We start from the raw sequence: 17,617 nt of genomic DNA on the forward strand, positions 1-17,617 counted from the left end.
CAACAGCCCACCAGGAGAAGGCATGCGTCAGGTGCAGGAACGGGAATTCCACAGCTTCGACCAAGTACCGCTGTTCTACCGGCACTGGCCGGTTGCGGCCGCAGGCACACCACCGGGGCGCACGGTCCGGGCCATCGTGCTGCTGCATCGTGGCCACGAGCATTCAGGGCGGGTCGCCCACCTGGTCGACGAGCTGGACCTGCCGGAGATCGCCTTCTTCGCCTGGGACGCGCGCGGCAACGGCCGCTCGCCGGGCGAGCGTGGCGACGCACCGGGCTTCCCTGCGCTGGTGCGCGACCTGGACAGCTTCATCGCCCACATCGGCAGCGAGCACGGCATCGCGGTCGAGGACATCGTCGTGGTCGCGCAGAGCGTGGGCGCGGTCATCGCTGCGACCTGGGTACACGACTATGCCCCCCGCCTGCGCGCGCTGGTGCTGGCGTCACCGGCATTCAAGGTGAAGCTGTATGTGCCGTTCGCACGTCCAGGCCTGGCCCTGATGCAGAAGCTGCGCGGCAATTTCTTCGTCAGCAGCTACGTCAAGCCGCAGTGGCTGACGCATGATCCGGCACGGGTGGAGAGTTACCGCACCGATCCACTGATCACCCGGCCGATCTCGGTACGCGTGCTGCTGGGCCTGTATGAAGCCGCCGACCGCATCGTGGCCGACGCGCAGGCGATCAGCGTGCCGGTGCAACTGCTGGTGTCCGGCTCCGACTTCGTGGTGCACCGTGGTCCGCAGGACCGCTTCTATGAGCGCCTGTCCAGTCCGATCAAGGAGCGCGTGTACCTGCCGGGTTTCTTCCACGACACGCTGGGCGAGCGCGATCGTGCACCGGCACTGGCGCGCATCCGCGACTTCATCCAGGCGCGTTTCGCCGAACCGCTGCGCACGCTGTCGCGGCGCGACGCGCATCGGCATGGGCCGACGTTCGAGGAGTCGGAGATCCTGGCCTGGCCTCCGGAACGCAACAGCCTGGCCGACCTGCGCTGGCGCGGGGTGCGTGCGGGCCTGCGCCTGGGCGGCACCCTGTCCGAAGGCATCGCGCTGGGCCTGCAGACCGGTTTCGACTCCGGCAGCACGCTGGACTACATCTACCGCGACGAAGCGCGCGGCAAGGGGCCGCTGGGGCGGATGATCGACCGCAACTACCTCGATGCGATCGGCTGGCGCGGCATCCGCGTGCGTGGCCAGCACCTGCAGGAACTGCTGCGTGATGCGGCCATGCGCCTGCGCGGTCAGGATCTGCCGGTGCAGGTGCTGGACGTGGCCGCCGGCCATGGCCGGTATGTGCTGGAAGCTCTGGGCCAGGGCGAACAGCGCGCCGACCGCATCGTGCTGCGTGATTTCAGCCCGCTCAATGTGACCCAGGGCCAGGCCTTGATCGAACGGCTGGGAGCCGCCGACATCGCCCGCTTCGAGCAGGGCGACGCGTTCGATCCGGCGTCGTTGGCGACGGCGGAACCCGCGCCGACGCTGGCTGTGGTCTCAGGGCTGTACGAGCTGTTCCCCGACAACGACGCCGTGCTGCGTTCGCTGCAGGGTATTGCCGCGGTGGTGACGGAGGGGGGCTACCTGGCCTATACCGGCCAGCCCTGGCACCCGCAGCTGGAATTCATCGCCCGTGCACTCACCAGCCACCGCGGGGGCGCGGCCTGGGTCATGCGACGGCGCACCCAGCAGGAGATGGACGAGCTGGTGCGGCTGTCGGGCTTTGAGAAGGTGACCCAGCGCATCGATGCGTTCGGCATCTTCACCGTATCGCTGGCGCGTCGGGTCGCCTGATGGCCATCACCGCAACGCCGATCGTTGCCGATGCACCGCGTCCGTGGCGCCGCGCGCTGCTGTGGCTGGCGGTGCTGGGCCCGTTCTTCTTCGCCAGTTATGGCTTTGCCAACTGGATGGCCGGCCGCCACGACGTGGTTCCGGTTGTCGTGTTCGACTGGGAGACGCGCATTCCGTTCGTGCCCTGGACGATCGTGCCGTACTGGTCGATCGACCTGTTCTACGCGGTGTCGTTCTTCCTGTGCCGGCAGCGCCTGGAGCTGGACCGCCATGCGCTGCGGCTGCTCAGTGCACAGGTGATCGCAGTGACCTGCTTTCTGCTGTGGCCGCTGCGCTTCAGCTTCGAGCGGCCGGAGACGGGCGGTGCCTATGGCTGGTTGTTCGAAGTGCTGCTGGGGTTCGACAAGCCTTTCAACCAGGCGCCGTCGTTGCACATCGTGCTGCTGATCGTGCTGTGGGTGAAGTTCGCCCACTACCTGCAGGGCGCCTGGCGGCTGGTGCTGCATGCGTGGGCATTGCTGATCGGCATTTCGGTGCTGACCACGTTCCAGCATCACTTCATCGACATTCCCACCGGCCTGCTGGTGGGCTGGCTGTGCGTGTGGCTGTGGCCGGACCAGGGAACACCGCCGTTGCGTGCCTGGCAGTCCGCGGAGGATCCCGCGCGGTGGCGGCTGGCGCTGCTCTACCTCCTGGGTGCCGCCGTGCTGCTGGTGCCGGCGCTGGCGCTGCGAGGCACTGCGCTGTGGCTGCTGTGGCCGGCGATCTCGCTGCTGCTGGTGGCGCTGGCGTACGCCGGACTGGGCACGGCCATGTTCCAGAAGCGCGACGACGGGCGCCTGACCATGGCCGCGCGCTGGCTGCTCGCGCCTTACCTGGGCGCCGCCTGGATCAATTCGCGGCTATGGACATGGCGGGCACCGCAGCCCTCGGCGGTGGCCGATGGCGTGTGGTTGGGACGGATTCCACGGGCGGCCTTGGCGTCGCCACTGCACGGCGTGGTCGATACCTGCGCAGAGCTGTCGTGCCGGGCGCCAGGTGCTGCGTATGCCAGCGTTCCGATGCTGGACATGGTGGTGCCCTCGCCGGCGCAGCTGCGCGAGGCCGCTGCCGCCATCGAACGCCTGCGCATGCAGGGGCCAGTACTGGTGTGCTGTGCCCTGGGCTATTCGCGCAGTGCGGCCAGCGTAGCGACCTGGCTGCTGTGCAGCGGCCGGGCACGGGACGCAGCCGAGGCGGTTGCACGGATACGTGCCGCGCGGCCCTCCATCGTTCTGCATGACGACCACCTGCGCGCCATCCAGGCCGCCATCACCTCGGAGAGCCCCGCATGAGCCTCGCTGTCGACCTGCCGATGATGCGCCTGCTGCTGCGCCAGGGCCGGCTGCCCGCTGCGCTGTCGCTGGGACTGCTGCTGGTGGCGTTGCTGCTGCTGGGCATCGAGCCGGGACTGGCGATGTTCGCGGCCGGCCTGTTGCTGCTGAGCGTGGCGGCGGGGATGGTGCAGGCGTACTACGCGGTGCGCGTACAGCTGGACGCCAGCCTCCTGCAGCTGCTGTTGCAGGAGAATCTGCACGGTGAGGCGGCGGCCGAACGGGTGGACGCGGCCCTGCATGACGCCGGCCTGCGCCGCCGCGACGCACAGGCGCCTACGCGCGGATGGGATGTGCGCTGGGCGGGCATGCGGGGCCTGCTGCTGCGCCAGTACGCGGCAGCGCTGCTGCAGTTCGCCACGCTGCTGCTGGCCGTGCTGTGGCCGCAGACCTGAGGGGAGACATCGATGTTTGCTGAACTGATCGCCCGCGCCTGCAGTGGCGCCATCCATGTGCTCACCGGCGCGCGGGCGCTGTGGGTCGGATGCGCGCCCTCCAGCGAGCGCCGTGTCTACTACGGCAACCACGCCAGCCACGGGGATTTCGTGCTGATCTGGTCGTCGATGCCGCCGGCACTGCGGCGGCAGGTGCGTCCGGTGGCGGCCGCCGAATACTGGCAGCGCGACGCCCTGCGTCGCTACCTGATCGATGCGGTGTTCAACGGCGTGCTGGTCGAGCGCGAAGCGGCGCGCCGCCAGCAGGATCCGCTGCAGGCGCTGCGTGACGCGGTGGATGCGGAGTGCTCACTGATCCTGTTCCCGGAAGGCACGCGCAACGTCGGCGATGAGCCGCTGCTGCCGTTCAAGAGTGGCATCTACCATCTTGCGCGGCAGCGTCCGGAACTGGAATTCGTCCCGGTGTGGATCGACAACCTGAAGCGGGTGATGCCCAAGGGACGGTTCCTGCCGTTGCCGTTGCTGTGCACGGCCACCTTCGGTACTCCGCTGCGGCTGCAGGCCGATGAGGACAAGACGGCGTTTCTCCAGCGCAGCCGCCAGGCGCTGCTGGATCTGGCGCCGGACGGAGGACGCGCATGAGCGGGTTGATCGCCGTATCGGGTGATCTCGCCGCGCGCAGCGTGGGCCAGCAGACCGGGCTGCTGTTCGCCGGGGTCGGCGCGGTGCTGGTGCTGGCGACGCTGGTGGCCGAGACCCTGCGCTGGCGGCAGCGTGGACGGCCCAGCGCGGTCATCGCCAATCTGGTCTCGCGCATCCGCGCCTGGTGGGTGATGGCGATCGTGGTCGGCCTGGCGCTGCTGTTCGGCCGGGCCGGGGTGATCGTGCTGTTCGCGATCATCTCGCTGTTTGCCCTGCGCGAGTTCATCACCCTGGCACCTACCCGGTCAGGTGACTACTACGCGCTGCTGGCGGCGTTCTACATCGTACTGCCCTGGCAGTACTACCTGGTGTGGATCGACTGGTATGGCATGTACACGCTGCTGATTCCGGTCTATGCGTTCCTGTTCCTGCCGATCCTGGCCACCATCGGCGGTGACACCACGCATTACCTGGAGCGCACGGCCAAGGTGCAGTGGGGGCTGATGATCTGCGTGTTCTGCATTTCGCACGTGCCCCTGCTGCTGAACCTGCGCGTGCCCGGGCATGAGCCCGCGCGCAACGTGCTGCTGCTGGCGTTCCTGGTGATCGTGGTGCAGTCCTCCGACGTGCTGCAGTACATCTGGGGCAAGCTGCTGGGCAGGCGCCTGATCGCGCCCAGGCTGTCGCCGTCGAAGACAGTGGAGGGCTTCATCGGTGGCGTGCTGAGTGCCAGCGTGGTGGGCGCTGCGCTGTGGTGGATCACGCCGTTCACGCCGCTGCAGGCGTTCGGCCTGTCGCTGTTGATCAACCTGATGGGGTTCTGGGGTGGCCTGGTGATGTCGGCGATCAAGCGCGACCGTGGCATCAAGGACTGGGGCCACATGATCGAGGGCCATGGCGGCATGCTCGACCGGCTGGATTCGGTGTGCTTCGCCGCACCGGTGTTCTTCCACGTGGTGCGGTATTACTGGAAGGCGGGCGGCGGCGGGTGACCCCGCTTCCACGACGTCGCCATCCGCGCTCAGGCGCTGATGCCGTATTCCTTCAGCTTCTTGCGCAGCGTGGCACGGTGGATGCCCAGCATCGCCGCGGCCCGGCTCTGGTTGCCTTCGCAGTGGTTGAGCACTTCCACGAACAGCGGAATCTCCATCTCGCGCAGCACGATCTCGTAGACGTCGTCTGCATCGCAGCCATCAAGGTCGCGCAGGTACCGGCGCACGGACTGGGCGACGTGTTCGCGCAGCGGTGGCCGGGGAGCGCCACGACTGTTGTCAGGACGAGAAAGGACAGCGTTCAAGGGGGTTCCCGATCTGGTTGGCCCGTGCACGCGGAGCGCGCGGCCGGATGAGGTGGTGGCGGTCAGTCTAGCGCGAGCGTGCCCGACCTGCCATGGCTGGTCGCCTTCGTCCCGATCACAGGAACTCGAAGGTGAATGCGACAGTGGACGCCGCAGGCTCCTGCACGCGGAACGCGATGTGTGCGCTCTGACCCGGTTCCAGCACGGCGGTACCCGGGTTCTCGCCGAGGTACTGCGTGGGGCTGAAAACGTCACTGCCGATGACCCGTCCGTCCGCATCGGACAGCGAAAGCCGCAGGTCGGGCCAGGCCTGTGGCCATCGCGCGTCATTGCGGATGCTGGCCTGGACCTGCAGTACGCCGGCCTGACCAGGCAGCGGGCGGATGTCGCGACTGGTCATGGTGAAGGCGGTGGGTTCGTGCCAGGCGGGCAGGCTGCAGCGCAGCACGCTGCACAGCGCCACCAGCCATGTGCGGTGGCCGGCATCGGCGGCCAGCCGCGCGCGGTCGGCGAGCACGCTCTGCAGGATCAGCAGCGCCGCCAGCCCCGCCACCAGCAGCCAGTGCCAGCGCGGCGCCGGGCGCGAGCGTGAAGGTGCACGGGCGAGGAAACCGGGTGCGTCATGGTTCGATGGTGATGCCACCGCCGCGGCATGCGGGGGCACATCATCGGTGTGCTGCGGAACGGGTTGCGCAGTGATCACCGCCGCTGCCGGCGCATGTTCGATCTCCGCCGCAGTGGGTTCGGGCGCCGGACCGGCCTGTGCAGGCGTATCGACGTGCGCCTCGACGGCAGGTGCCGTTCCGCCTTCCGGCGCGGGGCGCAGGAAGGTGGCCAGTGGACGTCGTGCGGGGGTCGGCTCGGACATGCTCACGGTGCGGGTTCGGGTCGAGCGCTCATTCAAACACGATCAGGCGCGGCGCACGCCGGTAATGCGCATCCAGTCGCCATCGCGGGTCGCCTGCAGGTCGTCGAACCAGGCACCGTAACGCTGCAGCAGTTCGTGTTCCTGTCCGTGCAGGATGCCCGACAGTGCGATGCGGCCACCGCTGGCCACGCGCGCGGCCAGCAGCTCGGCCAGGGCATCCAGTGCCGAGGCGAGGATGTTGGCGACCACGATGGGATAGGTTGCCACCGGCTCGTCCTGTGGCAGATAGACCTGCATGCGGCCCTGCTCGCCATTGCGCTCGGCATTGTCGGCGGTCGCGACCAGGGCCTGCGGATCATTGTCCACGCCGATCGCCTCGGCGGCGCCCAGCTTCAGCGCAGCGAGGGCGAGGATGCCCGAGCCGCACCCGAAATCGAGCACGCGCTGGCCCTGCAGCTGGCCGTCCACGGCCAGCTGGTCCAGCCAGCGCAGGCACAGCGCGGTGGTGGGATGAGTACCGGAGCCGAAGGCCAGGCCCGGGTCCAGCCGGACGACGGCCGCGTCGGCGGCCTGCGCCGCCTCCGGCAGCTCATGGTTCCACGGCACGATCCAGGTGCGGCTGCCGAAGTCCATCGGCTGGAACTGGTCCAGCCAGGCACGCTCCCAGTCCTCGTCCTCGACGGCGCGGAAGCTGCCACCGCTCCAGTCCAGTTCCGGGTCGAACGCTTCCAGCGCCGCCAGCAGCAACAGCGCGTTGCTGTCAGCCGGGAACAGCGCCGTCAGCACCAGGCTGTCCCACAGCGGCGTCTCGCCCACGCCCGGTTCCAGGATCGCCTGCTCGTTGCTGGTGTCGGCCTCGGCATCGAGCAGGGTCACGGCCAACGCCCCGACGTCCTCCAGCGCATTCTCATAGCGGGGCTGGGTGGCTTCGGTGCAACGCAGGGTCAGTTCCAGGAACGGCATGGGATCGGGGGCAATCGCGGGAAAGGGGGCCATGCTAGACCATCGGGGCGTCTCCGTATGCTCTGAGATGAACGGCCCCCGTTCAGACAGGCCTGCCGGGCCTTGCTAAACTGCGCGCTTTCCTGTGCGCCCCCGACGCTTTCCGTTGCCGATGGCACTCGCTCCGACCCTGAAAACCTGGTTGCTCGTGCTGCCGGCGGTGGCCGTGCTGGGCGTGGCCGGGTATCGGGCCAGCGGGCACGTGGGCTCGGTATCGTCTCCGGTCGCGGCCTCCGGGCTGCCGACGGCCCAGGTGGCGGGCAACGAGGATGGGACGACGATGCCGGTCATGCCCGAGGCGCTGGCGCGGCGTCTGGCGGCCTTCGAGCGGGGCGGCGCACTGCCGTCCGGCCTGCCGCTGGACATCCGGGCCGACATCGAGGGCGCCACCGATCTGTTCGCCTATGCGCAGCGGTTGCGTGCGCAGGCCGACGGTGGCAACCACGAAGCGCGCTGGATGCTCAGCCGGGTGTATGACTACTGCGCGCAGTACGCGGTCGATCCCGGGGGGTATCGCCTGGACAACAACGTGCTGGCGGGGCTGGGCCTGAGTGCCGCACCGGCCATGGTCGATGCGCGCGAGCGCGTGGCCCAGCGCTGCGGCGGGTTCGTGCCCGGCGACAAACTGGGCGCGGCGCTGGTGCTGGCGGAGCGTCGCAAGGCGGCCGCGCAGGGCAATCTGGCGGCCGAAGCTGCGCTGTTCGCTGAAGGTGAGCCGCTGCATGACAGCGCGGACTACCGCCGTGGCCTGGTCGAGCGCGTGCGCCTGTCGCGCGATCCGGAGGCATTCATGGCCCTCGCTCCGGGAATGGGCGTGCGCGCCGCCGGTGACAGTGCACTGGACGGGCTGGTGGCCGGCGAGCAGCTCAGCGAAATGGCGTGGCGGCTTGCGGCCTGCGAACTCGGTCTACCGTGTGGGGCCGACAGCGTGCTGGTCAACAGTTTTTGTGCGAATGGAGGGATCTGTTCGCAGGATGAGACGCAGGATTTCCGGGATTTCGTGTATGACGCTGCGGTTTCGCGGCAAGGTGCTGGGAAGATGAACGAATGGATCAAGCGATTGATTGGAAGGGGGAGCAGGCCATGAACTACCGTCGATTCCTTCACGGGGCCAAGTTCTGGTTCTGGGTGGCACTGTTCGTGGCCTATTCGGCCGGCGCGGTGGGCCTGTTGATGATCGATACCTACGAGGATCGCTACCGGCATCTGTCGAAGGTGGAGCTGACCACGGTGAAGGCACAGGAAGACCTGCGCCGCGCCGGCGCCAGCCAGGTCGCCGCGGTCTATCGCGCGCAGAGCGGCGTGCCGTTCGCATCGCTGCCGGCGGGCAGCACCTTCCAGGTGGTCTGGCCCGATGGCTCGACCGAGACCATGGTGATCGTCGATCCGACCTCGCCCAATGGTGTGCGCCCGCTGCCGAACTCGCAGATTCCGGCAACCGCGGCCGACAGGCACTGACACCGATCCTGCAGCGCCGGGCCCTCACGCGCGGCTGCTTTTCCCGGTACGCCGGGCGCGGGGGAAGGCGCTGCAGAAAACAGAAAAGGGCGGGGATATCCCCGCCCTTTTCATGTCCGGCACCTGTGCCGATCAGGTCAGCGCGATCGGCTTGTTCTTGCGCTCGGCCAGACGCTTTTCCAGGTAGTGGATGTTCTGGCCACCGGCCTGGAAGCCCTTGTCGCGCATGATCCGCTGCTGCAGCGCGATGTTGGTCTTGATACCGTCGACCACCATTTCGCTCAGCGCCACCCGCATGCGGGCGATCGCGGTTTCGCGGTCCGGGCCGTGCACGATCAGCTTGCCGATCATCGAGTCATAGTTCGATGGCACGCGGTAACCACTGTAGATGTGGGTGTCCACGCGCACGCCGGGGCCGCCCGGCGGATGGAAGCCGGTGATGGTGCCCGGGCTCGGCACGAAGGTTTCAGCATCTTCGGCGTTGATGCGGCACTCGATGGCATGGCCGGTGAGCACCACGTCGCTCTGCTTGATCGACAGCTTCTGGCCGGCGGCGATCTTCAGCTGCTCGGCCACCAGGTCGATGCCGGTGACCATTTCGGTGACCGGATGTTCCACCTGGATGCGGGTGTTCATTTCGATGAAGTAGAAGCGGCCGTCCTCGTACAGGAACTCGAACGTGCCGGCGCCGCGGTAGCCGATGCGGATGCAGGCCTCCACGCAGACCTTGCCGATCTGCTCGCGCTGCTCGGCGGTGATGCCCGGTGCCGGTGCTTCCTCGACCACCTTCTGGTGACGGCGCTGCATCGAGCAGTCGCGCTCGCCGAGGTGGATGGCATTGCCCTGGCCGTCGGCCAGCACCTGGATCTCCACGTGGCGCGGGTTCTCCAGGAACTTCTCCATGTAGACCTCGCCATTGCCGAACGCCGCCTTCGCTTCGCTCTTGGTGGTTTCGATCGAGGTCTTCAACGAGGCTTCGGCGTGCACCACGCGCATGCCGCGACCGCCGCCGCCGCCCGCTGCCTTGATGATGACCGGGTAGCCGATCTCACGGGCGATCTTGGTGTTGGCGACGATGTCCTCGCCCAGCGGGCCGCCCGAGCCGGGCACGCACGGCACTCCGGCGGCCTTCATGGCGCGGATGGCTTCGACCTTGTCACCCATCATGCGGATGGTGTCGGCCTTGGGGCCGATGAAGATGAAGCCGGATTCCTCCACGCGCTCGGCGAAATCGGCGTTCTCCGACAGGAAGCCGTAGCCCGGATGGATGGCCTGGGCATCGGTGACTTCTGCCGCGGCGATCAGGGCGGGGATGTTGAGGTAGCTCTGCGGCGACGGCGCCGGGCCGATGCAGACCGACTCGTCGGCCATGGCCACATGCTTGAGGTTGCGGTCGACCGTGGAGTGCACGGCCACCGTGCGGATGCCCAGGGTGTGGCACGCGCGCAGGATGCGCAGCGCGATCTCCCCTCGGTTGGCGATGACGACTTTGTCGAGCATGGCGTGCCCCTCAGCCGATCACGAACAGCGGCTGGTCGAACTCCACCGGCTGGCCGTTCTCGCCGAGGATGGCGACGATGGTGCCGGACGCGTCGGCTTCGATCGGGTTGAACATCTTCATCGCTTCGATGATGGCCAGGGTTTCGCCTTCCTTGACCTGCTGGCCCACGGTGACGAAGGCCGGCTTGTCCGGAGCGGACGAGGCATAGAAGGTGCCGACCATCGGCGAACGCAGCACGTGGCCTTCCGGCAGCGCCGGGCCCGGCTTGGCGGTGCCGCCGGTGGAGGCTTCGGTCGGCGACTGCATCGGCATTGCCTGCGGCGCCGGCGCGGCAGGGGCGGCATACACCGGAGCGGCGACCGGGGCGGCATAGCCGGCGACCGGCGCGCGCGACAGGCGCACGGACTCTTCGCCTTCCTTGATTTCGATTTCGGCCAGGTTCGACTCTTCCAGCAGGTCGATCAGCTTCTTGATTTTGCGCAGATCCATGAGGGCCTCTTGGGTTTCTATCTAGGTGAGGAGAGCGCCGTGGGCGCCCGGGTCGACAATCAGGTGGCGGACAACCGCAGCAGCGCCGCGTCCATCGCGTAGCGGTAGCTGTCGGCGCCGAAGCCGCACACCACGCCGACCGCCTTGTCGCTGAAATAGCTGTGCTGGCGGAACGGTTCGCGGGCGTGCGGGTTGGACAGGTGGATTTCGATGAACGGCACGGCCACGGCCGCCAGCGCATCGCGCAGGGCGACCGAGGTGTGGGTGAACGCGGCCGGGTTGATCAGGATGAACGCCGTGCCGTCGGTGCGGGCGGCCTGTACGCGGTCCACCAGCGCGTGTTCGGCGTTGGACTGCAGGCTCTCCAGCACGTGCCCGGCGGCGTCGGCCTGGCGGGCCAGCGCCTGGTCGATGTCGGCCAGGGTGGTGTGGCCGTAGACCTCCGGCTCGCGGGTACCGAGCAGGTTGAGGTTGGGGCCGTGCAGGACCAGCAGCTTCGCCATGGGATCCGATCGACTGGAAAGGGCGGCAGTCTGGCGGAAGCGGCCGATGCTGTCCAGTTCGGCGAAGTTTGCCGCGTTTCAATCGATTGTTTGAAATCGCTGGAAGCGCTTGTGCCCGTATGCCAGGCAGCGCTTCAAGGCGCGCTGAACGCGGCGGCGGCTGGTAATAGCGGCACGTACGCCGACGATGGCAGCCAGCCGCTTCTGGCCCGACCAGGCCGGGCGCGGCTGCTCAGGTTTCCAGCGGCCGCGTCGGCACGACGTTGGGGAACACCTGTTCCAGCGGCTCCTGCTCGCCCGGCCGGGGCGCGGGCCAGTCGTAGGCGTTCACCGGCTGCGCGCGGTTCACCCACAGCGCGTAATGCAGGTGGTCGGCGCGCCCATCGCCGGTGTTGGGGTGGATGAGGATCGTCAGGCCCAGGCTGTTGAGCTGCAGCCATGGCACCACGACCGGCAGGAGATCGTTGGTGAAGCCGAAGTAGAAGGACGGGGTGACATGGGGGCCGCGTGGCTCCGGATTCCAGTTGCCCAGTTCCACCGGGAAGCGTTCCGCCACCCAGCGCCGGATCAGTGCGGCCTTGGCCGAGGTGTCCTCGTCGAAATAGATGTGGGCGTGGTAACTCTTGATGTCGGTGTAGGGGCGTGGGAGGGTCGGCAATGGCGATTCGCCCGGGCGTGTGCTGCGCGGTCGTGGGGTCGGTTCGCTGGCGGTGTCCTGTCCCCAGGGACTGCGGCCCTGCGCCGGCGGCGGGACGATCGCCTGGAATCCGGGACGCCCCGGTGCGGTCGTGTTCGCCACCTCTCGGGCCGGTGTTGCGGCGGCCGGACGCGTGGCGCCGGCCAGGCCACCTGCGGCCAGGCCGGCCGATGCGATCAGGCGGCGCCGGCTGGGTGAGAACGGCGCGGCCTGGTGTGCATCGGTGTCGTCGCCAGCAATGGCGTCAGAAGAATGCGGGGAGCGCGGCATGGTTGTTTCCGTGGACGGCGGACCGTCACCGTCGGACGGATGCGGGGGCCGCGTCCAATGATCCGGTGGCATCACCTGATGCTGCGCCGCAGGTGCGTTGAGTCCTGTGCGCGGCCCGGATAGGGTGGTCAGCTCACCGCACGGATACCCGCCATGAACAGCGCAGATGCCAGCACTGCCCGCAGACGTGCCACGTTCCGGCAGTTGCATGCGCAGGGCTGCTTCGTATTGCCCAATCCGTGGGACATCGGCAGCGCGCGCTACCTGCAGCGGCAGGGCTTCCTGGCATTGGCCACCACCAGCGCGGGGTGTGCATGGAGCGAAGGTCGCCCCGATGGTGCGGTATCGCTGCAGGCGACGCTTGACCACCTGCGGCTGATGGTGGCCGCCACCGACCTGCCGGTGAACGCAGACTTCGGCGATGGCTTCGGCGCCACGCCACAGGACGTGGCTGAGGCCGTGACGGCGGCCCTGGATACGGGCATCGCCGCTCTGTCGATTGAAGATGCCAGCGGTCTGGCCGACGCGCCGCTGCGCCCGCTGGAGGAGGCCGTGCAACGCCTGCGTGCGGCGCGTGCGGCCATCGATCGCGCCGCGGCCGATGTGCTGCTGGTGGGCCGGGCGGAAAACTTCTTCGTGGGCGTACCGGATCTGGAAGACACGCTGCAGCGCCTGCGTGCCTACGCGGCCGCAGGTGCCGATGTGTTGTACGCACCGGGCATCACCACGGCCGAACAGATCCAGGCGGTGGTGGCCGCAGCCGGCGGCAAGCCGGTGAACCTGCTGGTGGGCGGACCGACGTCACTGACGCTGCAGGACATCGCTGCGATGGGGGTACGCCGGGTCAGCCTGGGCGGGGCGTTGGCCCGTGCGGCGTGGGGGGGATTGATGCGGGCCACCGATCCCATCCAGCAGGAAGGCCGCTTTGATGGCCTGCAGGCGGCAGCATCGGGTGCGGCGCTGAACGCGCTGTTCCGCTGAGGCAGGGCCGCGGATGCACGGCAGGATCCCTTCGCTGCGCGAAGGGATCCGAGCCAGTGCTGCATCAGAACCGTGCGGTGGCGCCCACGAAGAAGGTGCGCGCGCCGCCGTCGTAGTTGTTGCCTTCGTCGATGGTGGACACGTCGCCTACGTTCAGGACGCCGGCACGCAGGGTCAGGTTCTCGTTCACGTCGAAGCCGGTCACCAGATCCCAGGTGGTGTACGCCTTGGCGAAGGTGGCGCTGGTGGCCGATACCAGTTGCTTGCCGATGTGCTGCGCACTGGCATTCAACGACCAGGCATCGGTCACCTGCCATTCCAGCGAGGTGTTGGCGGTCAGCTCCGGTACTACCAGCAGGGTGGCGCCGGTGGTGCGGTTCTTCGATTCCAGCATGCGCGTGGCGTGGGTGGTCCAGTTCAGGCGTTCGTGCAGCGGCACGGTCACGCTGGCTTCCACACCGCGGGTGCGTGCCTTCTGGATGTTCTGTGCCACCGTCCACCAGTAGCCGTTGACGAAGCTGGTGGTCTGGCCGGGGATCTGGCTCAGCGGCACCTGTTCGATCTTGTCGTCGAAGTTGGTCAGGAAGTAGGTGGCTGAGGCCGACCAGCCCTCGCGGTCGAAGCCCACGCCCAGCTCGTAGTTGGTGCTGGTCTCCGGTTCCAGGTTCGGGTTGCCGGCCATGTAGCAGCCGCGCGTGCCGTCGGCATTCACCGAACGGCTGCTCCAGCCTTCGGCGGTCAGGGCACGGCAGCCGTTGCCGCCGGACTGGGTCGCAGCGCCGGCCGTTCCCTGCTTCAGGTTGGGGGCACGGAAGCCCTTGGAAATGCCACCGCGCACGGTCCATGCGTCGGCCGGGTGCCAGACGCCGTAGATGCGCGGGCTCAGGTTGTCATCGTAGTTTTCCGTGTTGTCCCAGCGCAGGCCCAGGGTCAGCACGAAGCGCTCGTGCAGGGTGAGGTGGTCCTCGGCGAACAGCGCCCAGGAGTCGGCCTCGCTGGTCGGGCTGATGCGGCCGCTGCCCGTCCAGGTGACCGGAACGGTACCGATGGTGTCGCTGTTCTCCAACTCCTCGCGTTTCCACTGCCCGCCCACATTCAGGCTGTGCTCGACGCCCCAGTGGAAGCCGGTGTTGAAGGCGGTATCGAACACCGTTTCCTTCGAACGGTTGCCGACGTCGCTGCCCTTGTCTTCGTATTCGTTCTGCACCAGCGTGGTCTTCGACGTGGTGGCGTCGCTGTAGGTGCCGTCATGGCGGATGACGTAGCCGGTCTGCACCAGCTTGGACAGTCCCCAGCTGTTGACCTGGCCGGCCCCGCTGTTGCGCTGCGTTCCGCGCGAGGCCTCCACGCCCACGACGTGGCTGTCGCTGATGCGCCAGTCGAACAGCACGTTGGCGTTCTCTGCCTTGTTGCCCGGTGTCTGCCGCGCGCCGCGGTCAGATTCACGGTCAGTGACGTTGGCGCCGATGCGCACGCCCAGGTTGTCGGTCAGCGGGCCACTGAACAGCGCTCCCATCTGCGTGGTGTTGCCGCGGGTGTCCGAATCGGGCTTGCTGTAGTTGAAGGTGGCCGAGCCGCCCCAGTGGTCGGCGATCTTGCGGGTGATGATGTTGATCACACCCCCCATCGCGTCCGATCCGTACAGCGAGGACATCGGGCCGCGCACCACTTCGATGCGTTCGATCATGTCCGGCGACAGCCAGTTCAGATCCTGCGGGCCCAGGTCATCACGATAGTTCACGCCGGCCGAGCTGCCCTGGCGGCGGCCATCGATCAGGATCAGTGTGTACTGCTCGGGCAGGCCGCGCAGCCGGATCTTCGACTGCGCACCGGACAGCGCGTAACCGCCGGTCACCCCGGGCACGGTGCTCAACAGCTGGCCGATGCTGCTGACCGGCTTGCGCTCGATGTCCTCGCGGGTGATCACGCTGATGCTGGCGGGGGCATCCCGGATCCATTGCTGGGCGCCGGTGGCGGTGACCACCACGGTGTCCATCTGCTTGGCGGCGGCATCGGCTGACGCCTCGGCGTGGGCCTGGGAGGCGAGGGCAAGGCCGATGGCCACGGTCAGCGTGGCAACGGAACGACGGGACTTCAGACTGGCATGCAACATCGCGCGGTACTCCGGGTGAGGGGTCCACTGGCGATGGCTGGGACGTCCGTGTGGGGTTTCAGATCTCCTTAACAATCGTATCACGAATCATTTGCATTTGACTTGAGGCGATACAGAACGCCAGAAACAGTGTCCTGCTGGCAGTGCTGATCGGGCTGGGTGCGCTAGTTACCATTAGTAACTAATCTCCAAGGAGTTGCCCATGCACAGCCTGATTGTTGTTGCCCATCCCGATCCTGCCTCGCTGACCCACGCGGTAGCCGCTCGCATCGCGCAGGCCATCGCCGATGCCGATGAGAGCAATACCACCGCCATGGCCGATCTGATGGCCGAAGGCTTCGACCCGCGCTTCAACGGGCAGGACCAGGCCCTGTTCCGCGGCATCGCGCCGCCACCGGCCGATGTGGCGGCCGAGCACGCACGGCTGGATGCGACCGACACGCTGGTGCTGGTCTACCCGCTCTACTGGTGGTCGTTCCCGGCGCTGCTGAAGGGCTGGATCGATCGCGTTTTCACCCAGGGCTGGGCCTACGCCGAGGGTGCCGATGGAAAAGTGGAGAAGCGGCTGCAGCGGCTGCAGGTGCATCTGGTCGGCATCGGGGGTGCCGATGCCGCGATGATTGAACGCCGTGGCTATGGCGCGGCCATGAACACGCAGATCGACATGGGCATCTTCGATTACTGCGGCGCGCGCGTGCTGTCCTCCACCCTGCTGCTGGAGGCGGACACCGGGGCGGCCGCGGCGCATCTGCAGACCGCGATGGAGATCGGCCGTAAAATCGGACATCCAACGAGCTGACAGCCGTGTTCCGCCGATGCCTGCCACCGACACCCCCACGCGTCGCCGACTGACCCGCGAGCAGCGGGCCCGCCAGCTGCTGGATGTCGCATGGGCGCTGGTAGGCGCCGAAGGCACCGATGCCTTGACCCTGGGGCGCCTGGCCGAAGCGGCGGGCGTGACCAAGCCGGTGGCCTACGATCACTTCGTGACGCGCAACGGCCTGCTGGCGGCGCTCTACCATGACTACGACCAGCGGCAGACGCTCATCTTCAATGACCGTATCGCCGCGGCGCCGGCAGAACTGACCGCGCGCGCAGCGGCCATCGCGTCCGGTTACATCGACTGCGTGCTGAGCCAGGGCAGTGACGTGCAGAGCATCCTCGCAGCGCTGGTCGGCGCGCCGGAGCTGCGCGAGGTGCGGCACTGCTACCAGCAGGAGTTCATCGACAACTGCGCGGACTGGCTGGGCCCGTTCGCCGGTGACGGCCAGGTACCGGTGGAGGGGCGCTGGGCGATCCTCGGCGCTGCCGAAGCGCTGTCCGAAGCGGTGGCCAATGGCGCGATCGGCAAAGCCGCCGCGGAACGCGAACTGCAGCGGGTGATCGTATCCACCGTTGTACGGGACTGACTGCCCGCGCAGCTCAGGCTTCTGCGACGGTGTCGCCGGCCAACGCGGCGAATCCACTGGCAAGGTGCCTGCGCACCCGCGCATCGCGTGCTTCGCGGTCTTCCGAGCCAAGCACCACGGTGATCAATCGCACCGGCTGCGCGTGTCCGGCGATGGGGCGGCGCGCCGTAGCCGCCAGGCAGAACCCGGCCGCGCGGGTATAGCCGGTCTTCAGGCCGTCCACACCTTCATCGGCGAGCAGTGCGTTCTGGTTGCTGCGGCTGAACGTCCCGTGCGCGAACGCCGGCTGTGCGGTGATGGCCAGCACCTGCGGATGATCTGCCAGCAGGCGGCCCGCCAGCACCGCCATGTCGCGTGCGCTGGATACGTGCCGCGGCGTGGTGATGCCGGACACCGACGCGAACCAGGTACTGCCCAGGCCGAGACGCCGCGCCAGCGCGTTCATGTGCTGCAGGTACGCCGCCTGCGAGCCGTGCAGATGGCGGGCAAGCACAAGGGCCGCGTCGTTGCCCGATACCACCAGCATGCCCTGCAGCAGCCGGCCCAGCGTGACCGTTTCGCCGGGCACCAGGCCCATGCGCGTTTCATCGTCAGCAACCGCGTGCACGTCCTCGGCGGCAACGGTCACCGGCATCTCCCAAGCGGCGGCGCCGGATGCGACCTGTTCGTAGGCTGCGTACGCGGTCATCAGTTTGGTCAGTGAAGCAGGCGGACGCTGCAGGTCGGCGTTCTCTTGGTGGATGACCGCGAAGCTGCCGGCATCCAGAGTGATCGACGAGACCGGGGAACGTGGAGACGGCATGGTGGCGCGGCAGGGGAGACGTTCACAGGAT

The 17,617-nt window shown here is 68.0% G+C and carries 19 protein-coding genes; 10 read left to right on the forward strand and 9 right to left on the reverse strand.

From position 1 onward, the window contains the following. Window positions 1-22: 22 nt before the first annotated feature. Genes AC5P76_RS08130 through AC5P76_RS08150 form a run of 5 tightly spaced genes read left to right on the forward strand, consistent with a single transcriptional unit; the run spans window position 23 to window position 5,188 of the window. On the forward strand, window positions 23-1,786 hold the full coding sequence (locus AC5P76_RS08130) for a bifunctional alpha/beta hydrolase/class I SAM-dependent methyltransferase (protein WP_065181554.1): 1,764 nt from the start codon (window positions 23-25) through the stop codon (window positions 1,784-1,786). Beyond that, window positions 1,786-3,120, forward strand: a complete 1,335-nt coding sequence (locus tag AC5P76_RS08135; RefSeq protein ID WP_429000969.1) for a phosphatase PAP2/dual specificity phosphatase family protein — start codon at window positions 1,786-1,788, stop codon at window positions 3,118-3,120. Before AC5P76_RS08130 ends, AC5P76_RS08135 begins: the two co-directional genes overlap by 1 nt. Then, the gene (locus tag AC5P76_RS08140; protein ID WP_253119280.1) at window positions 3,117-3,554 is read left to right on the forward strand and encodes a hypothetical protein; all 438 of its coding nucleotides are present in this window, start codon (window positions 3,117-3,119) and stop codon (window positions 3,552-3,554) included. The genes AC5P76_RS08135 and AC5P76_RS08140 overlap by 4 nt, the downstream gene beginning before the upstream one ends. A 12-nt stretch (window positions 3,555-3,566) precedes the next feature. Further along, window positions 3,567-4,196, forward strand: a complete 630-nt coding sequence (locus tag AC5P76_RS08145) for a lysophospholipid acyltransferase family protein (protein WP_193395991.1) — start codon at window positions 3,567-3,569, stop codon at window positions 4,194-4,196. Then, window positions 4,193-5,188, forward strand: coding sequence for a phosphatidate cytidylyltransferase (locus AC5P76_RS08150; RefSeq protein WP_053515673.1), 996 nt, complete (start codon window positions 4,193-4,195; stop codon window positions 5,186-5,188). Before AC5P76_RS08145 ends, AC5P76_RS08150 begins: the two co-directional genes overlap by 4 nt. 29 nt (window positions 5,189-5,217) lie before the next feature. Here AC5P76_RS08150 and fis read toward each other — a convergent pair whose 3' ends face one another. The 3 genes from fis to prmA form a co-directional block, all read right to left on the reverse strand. Further along, window positions 5,218-5,493, reverse strand: a complete 276-nt coding sequence (gene fis, locus AC5P76_RS08155) for a DNA-binding transcriptional regulator Fis (RefSeq protein ID WP_005419706.1) — start codon at window positions 5,491-5,493, stop codon at window positions 5,218-5,220. A gap of 115 nt (window positions 5,494-5,608) precedes the next feature. Beyond that, a complete protein-coding gene (locus tag AC5P76_RS08160; RefSeq protein WP_111186285.1) occupies window positions 5,609-6,361 on the reverse strand; it encodes a DUF3426 domain-containing protein in 753 nt (250 codons plus the stop codon). A gap of 42 nt (window positions 6,362-6,403) precedes the next feature. Beyond that, the gene (gene prmA / locus AC5P76_RS08165; protein ID WP_065174416.1) at window positions 6,404-7,324 is read right to left on the reverse strand and encodes a 50S ribosomal protein L11 methyltransferase; all 921 of its coding nucleotides are present in this window, start codon (window positions 7,322-7,324) and stop codon (window positions 6,404-6,406) included. 151 nt (window positions 7,325-7,475) lie between these two features. Here prmA and AC5P76_RS08170 point away from each other — a divergent pair, with 151 nt between their 5' ends. Then, window positions 7,476-8,450 carry a hypothetical protein gene (locus tag AC5P76_RS08170; RefSeq protein ID WP_053515678.1) on the forward strand — a complete coding sequence of 325 codons (975 nt, stop codon included), beginning with the start codon at window positions 7,476-7,478 and terminating at the stop codon, window positions 8,448-8,450. After that, complete coding sequence (locus tag AC5P76_RS08175; protein WP_065174417.1) at window positions 8,447-8,821, forward strand: hypothetical protein; 375 nt, start codon at window positions 8,447-8,449, stop codon at window positions 8,819-8,821. Before AC5P76_RS08170 ends, AC5P76_RS08175 begins: the two co-directional genes overlap by 4 nt. Before the next feature lie 132 nt (window positions 8,822-8,953). Here the strand turns inward: AC5P76_RS08175 and accC are convergent, their stop codons facing one another. From accC to AC5P76_RS08195, 4 genes are all read right to left on the reverse strand, one after another. Beyond that, window positions 8,954-10,321, reverse strand: coding sequence for an acetyl-CoA carboxylase biotin carboxylase subunit (gene accC, locus AC5P76_RS08180; RefSeq protein WP_014648613.1), 1,368 nt, complete (start codon window positions 10,319-10,321; stop codon window positions 8,954-8,956). A gap of 10 nt (window positions 10,322-10,331) precedes the next feature. After that, entirely contained in the window at window positions 10,332-10,811 is a 480-nt protein-coding gene (accB, locus tag AC5P76_RS08185; protein WP_053515682.1) for an acetyl-CoA carboxylase biotin carboxyl carrier protein, read from the reverse strand. Window positions 10,812-10,870: 59 nt separating this feature from the next. After that, entirely contained in the window at window positions 10,871-11,314 is a 444-nt protein-coding gene (gene aroQ / locus AC5P76_RS08190) for a type II 3-dehydroquinate dehydratase (RefSeq protein ID WP_053515684.1), read from the reverse strand. Between the two features lie 232 nt (window positions 11,315-11,546). Further along, the gene (locus tag AC5P76_RS08195; protein WP_253119278.1) at window positions 11,547-12,281 is read right to left on the reverse strand and encodes a DOPA 4,5-dioxygenase family protein; all 735 of its coding nucleotides are present in this window, start codon (window positions 12,279-12,281) and stop codon (window positions 11,547-11,549) included. A 153-nt stretch (window positions 12,282-12,434) separates the two neighbouring features. Here AC5P76_RS08195 and AC5P76_RS08200 point away from each other — a divergent pair, with 153 nt between their 5' ends. Next, on the forward strand, window positions 12,435-13,262 hold the full coding sequence (locus AC5P76_RS08200) for an isocitrate lyase/PEP mutase family protein (RefSeq protein ID WP_253119277.1): 828 nt from the start codon (window positions 12,435-12,437) through the stop codon (window positions 13,260-13,262). Between the two features lie 64 nt (window positions 13,263-13,326). Here AC5P76_RS08200 and AC5P76_RS08205 read toward each other — a convergent pair whose 3' ends face one another. Next, window positions 13,327-15,375: a TonB-dependent receptor domain-containing protein gene (locus AC5P76_RS08205; RefSeq protein ID WP_253119275.1), complete on the reverse strand. Its 2,049-nt coding sequence runs from the start codon at window positions 15,373-15,375 to the stop codon at window positions 13,327-13,329. Between the two features lie 202 nt (window positions 15,376-15,577). Here AC5P76_RS08205 and AC5P76_RS08210 point away from each other — a divergent pair, with 202 nt between their 5' ends. Beyond that, complete coding sequence (locus AC5P76_RS08210; protein WP_053515689.1) at window positions 15,578-16,174, forward strand: NAD(P)H-dependent oxidoreductase; 597 nt, start codon at window positions 15,578-15,580, stop codon at window positions 16,172-16,174. Between the two features lie 16 nt (window positions 16,175-16,190). Beyond that, a complete protein-coding gene (locus tag AC5P76_RS08215) occupies window positions 16,191-16,784 on the forward strand; it encodes a TetR/AcrR family transcriptional regulator (protein ID WP_065174421.1) in 594 nt (197 codons plus the stop codon). Window positions 16,785-16,797: 13 nt separating this feature from the next. Here AC5P76_RS08215 and AC5P76_RS08220 read toward each other — a convergent pair whose 3' ends face one another. Beyond that, on the reverse strand, window positions 16,798-17,586 hold the full coding sequence (locus AC5P76_RS08220) for a D-alanyl-D-alanine carboxypeptidase family protein (RefSeq protein WP_180875467.1): 789 nt from the start codon (window positions 17,584-17,586) through the stop codon (window positions 16,798-16,800). Window positions 17,587-17,617: the final 31 nt, after the last annotated feature.

Source organism: Stenotrophomonas sp. YJH_SMC_36 (assembly GCF_059369935.1).

Bases quoted from the DNA above. Each gene is read 5' to 3' on its own strand.
- AC5P76_RS08130 (WP_065181554.1), top strand. From the start codon at position 23: ATGCGTCAGGTGCAGGAACGGGAATTCCACAGCTTCGACCAAGTACCG.
- AC5P76_RS08135 (WP_429000969.1), top strand. From the start codon at position 1,786: ATGGCCATCACCGCAACGCCGATCGTTGCCGATGCACCGCGTCCGTGG.
- AC5P76_RS08140 (WP_253119280.1), top strand. From the start codon at position 3,117: ATGAGCCTCGCTGTCGACCTGCCGATGATGCGCCTGCTGCTGCGCCAG.
- AC5P76_RS08145 (WP_193395991.1), top strand. From the start codon at position 3,567: ATGTTTGCTGAACTGATCGCCCGCGCCTGCAGTGGCGCCATCCATGTG.
- AC5P76_RS08150 (WP_053515673.1), top strand. From the start codon at position 4,193: ATGAGCGGGTTGATCGCCGTATCGGGTGATCTCGCCGCGCGCAGCGTG.
- AC5P76_RS08160 (WP_111186285.1), bottom strand. From the start codon at position 6,361: ATGTCCGAGCCGACCCCCGCACGACGTCCACTGGCCACCTTCCTGCGC.
- prmA (WP_065174416.1), bottom strand. From the start codon at position 7,324: ATGCCGTTCCTGGAACTGACCCTGCGTTGCACCGAAGCCACCCAGCCC.
- AC5P76_RS08170 (WP_053515678.1), top strand. From the start codon at position 7,476: ATGGCACTCGCTCCGACCCTGAAAACCTGGTTGCTCGTGCTGCCGGCG.
- AC5P76_RS08175 (WP_065174417.1), top strand. From the start codon at position 8,447: ATGAACTACCGTCGATTCCTTCACGGGGCCAAGTTCTGGTTCTGGGTG.
- accC (WP_014648613.1), bottom strand. From the start codon at position 10,321: ATGCTCGACAAAGTCGTCATCGCCAACCGAGGGGAGATCGCGCTGCGC.
- accB (WP_053515682.1), bottom strand. From the start codon at position 10,811: ATGGATCTGCGCAAAATCAAGAAGCTGATCGACCTGCTGGAAGAGTCG.
- aroQ (WP_053515684.1), bottom strand. From the start codon at position 11,314: ATGGCGAAGCTGCTGGTCCTGCACGGCCCCAACCTCAACCTGCTCGGT.
- AC5P76_RS08195 (WP_253119278.1), bottom strand. From the start codon at position 12,281: ATGCCGCGCTCCCCGCATTCTTCTGACGCCATTGCTGGCGACGACACC.
- AC5P76_RS08200 (WP_253119277.1), top strand. From the start codon at position 12,435: ATGAACAGCGCAGATGCCAGCACTGCCCGCAGACGTGCCACGTTCCGG.
- AC5P76_RS08205 (WP_253119275.1), bottom strand. From the start codon at position 15,375: ATGTTGCATGCCAGTCTGAAGTCCCGTCGTTCCGTTGCCACGCTGACC.
- AC5P76_RS08210 (WP_053515689.1), top strand. From the start codon at position 15,578: ATGCACAGCCTGATTGTTGTTGCCCATCCCGATCCTGCCTCGCTGACC.
- AC5P76_RS08215 (WP_065174421.1), top strand. From the start codon at position 16,191: ATGCCTGCCACCGACACCCCCACGCGTCGCCGACTGACCCGCGAGCAG.
- AC5P76_RS08220 (WP_180875467.1), bottom strand. From the start codon at position 17,586: ATGCCGTCTCCACGTTCCCCGGTCTCGTCGATCACTCTGGATGCCGGC.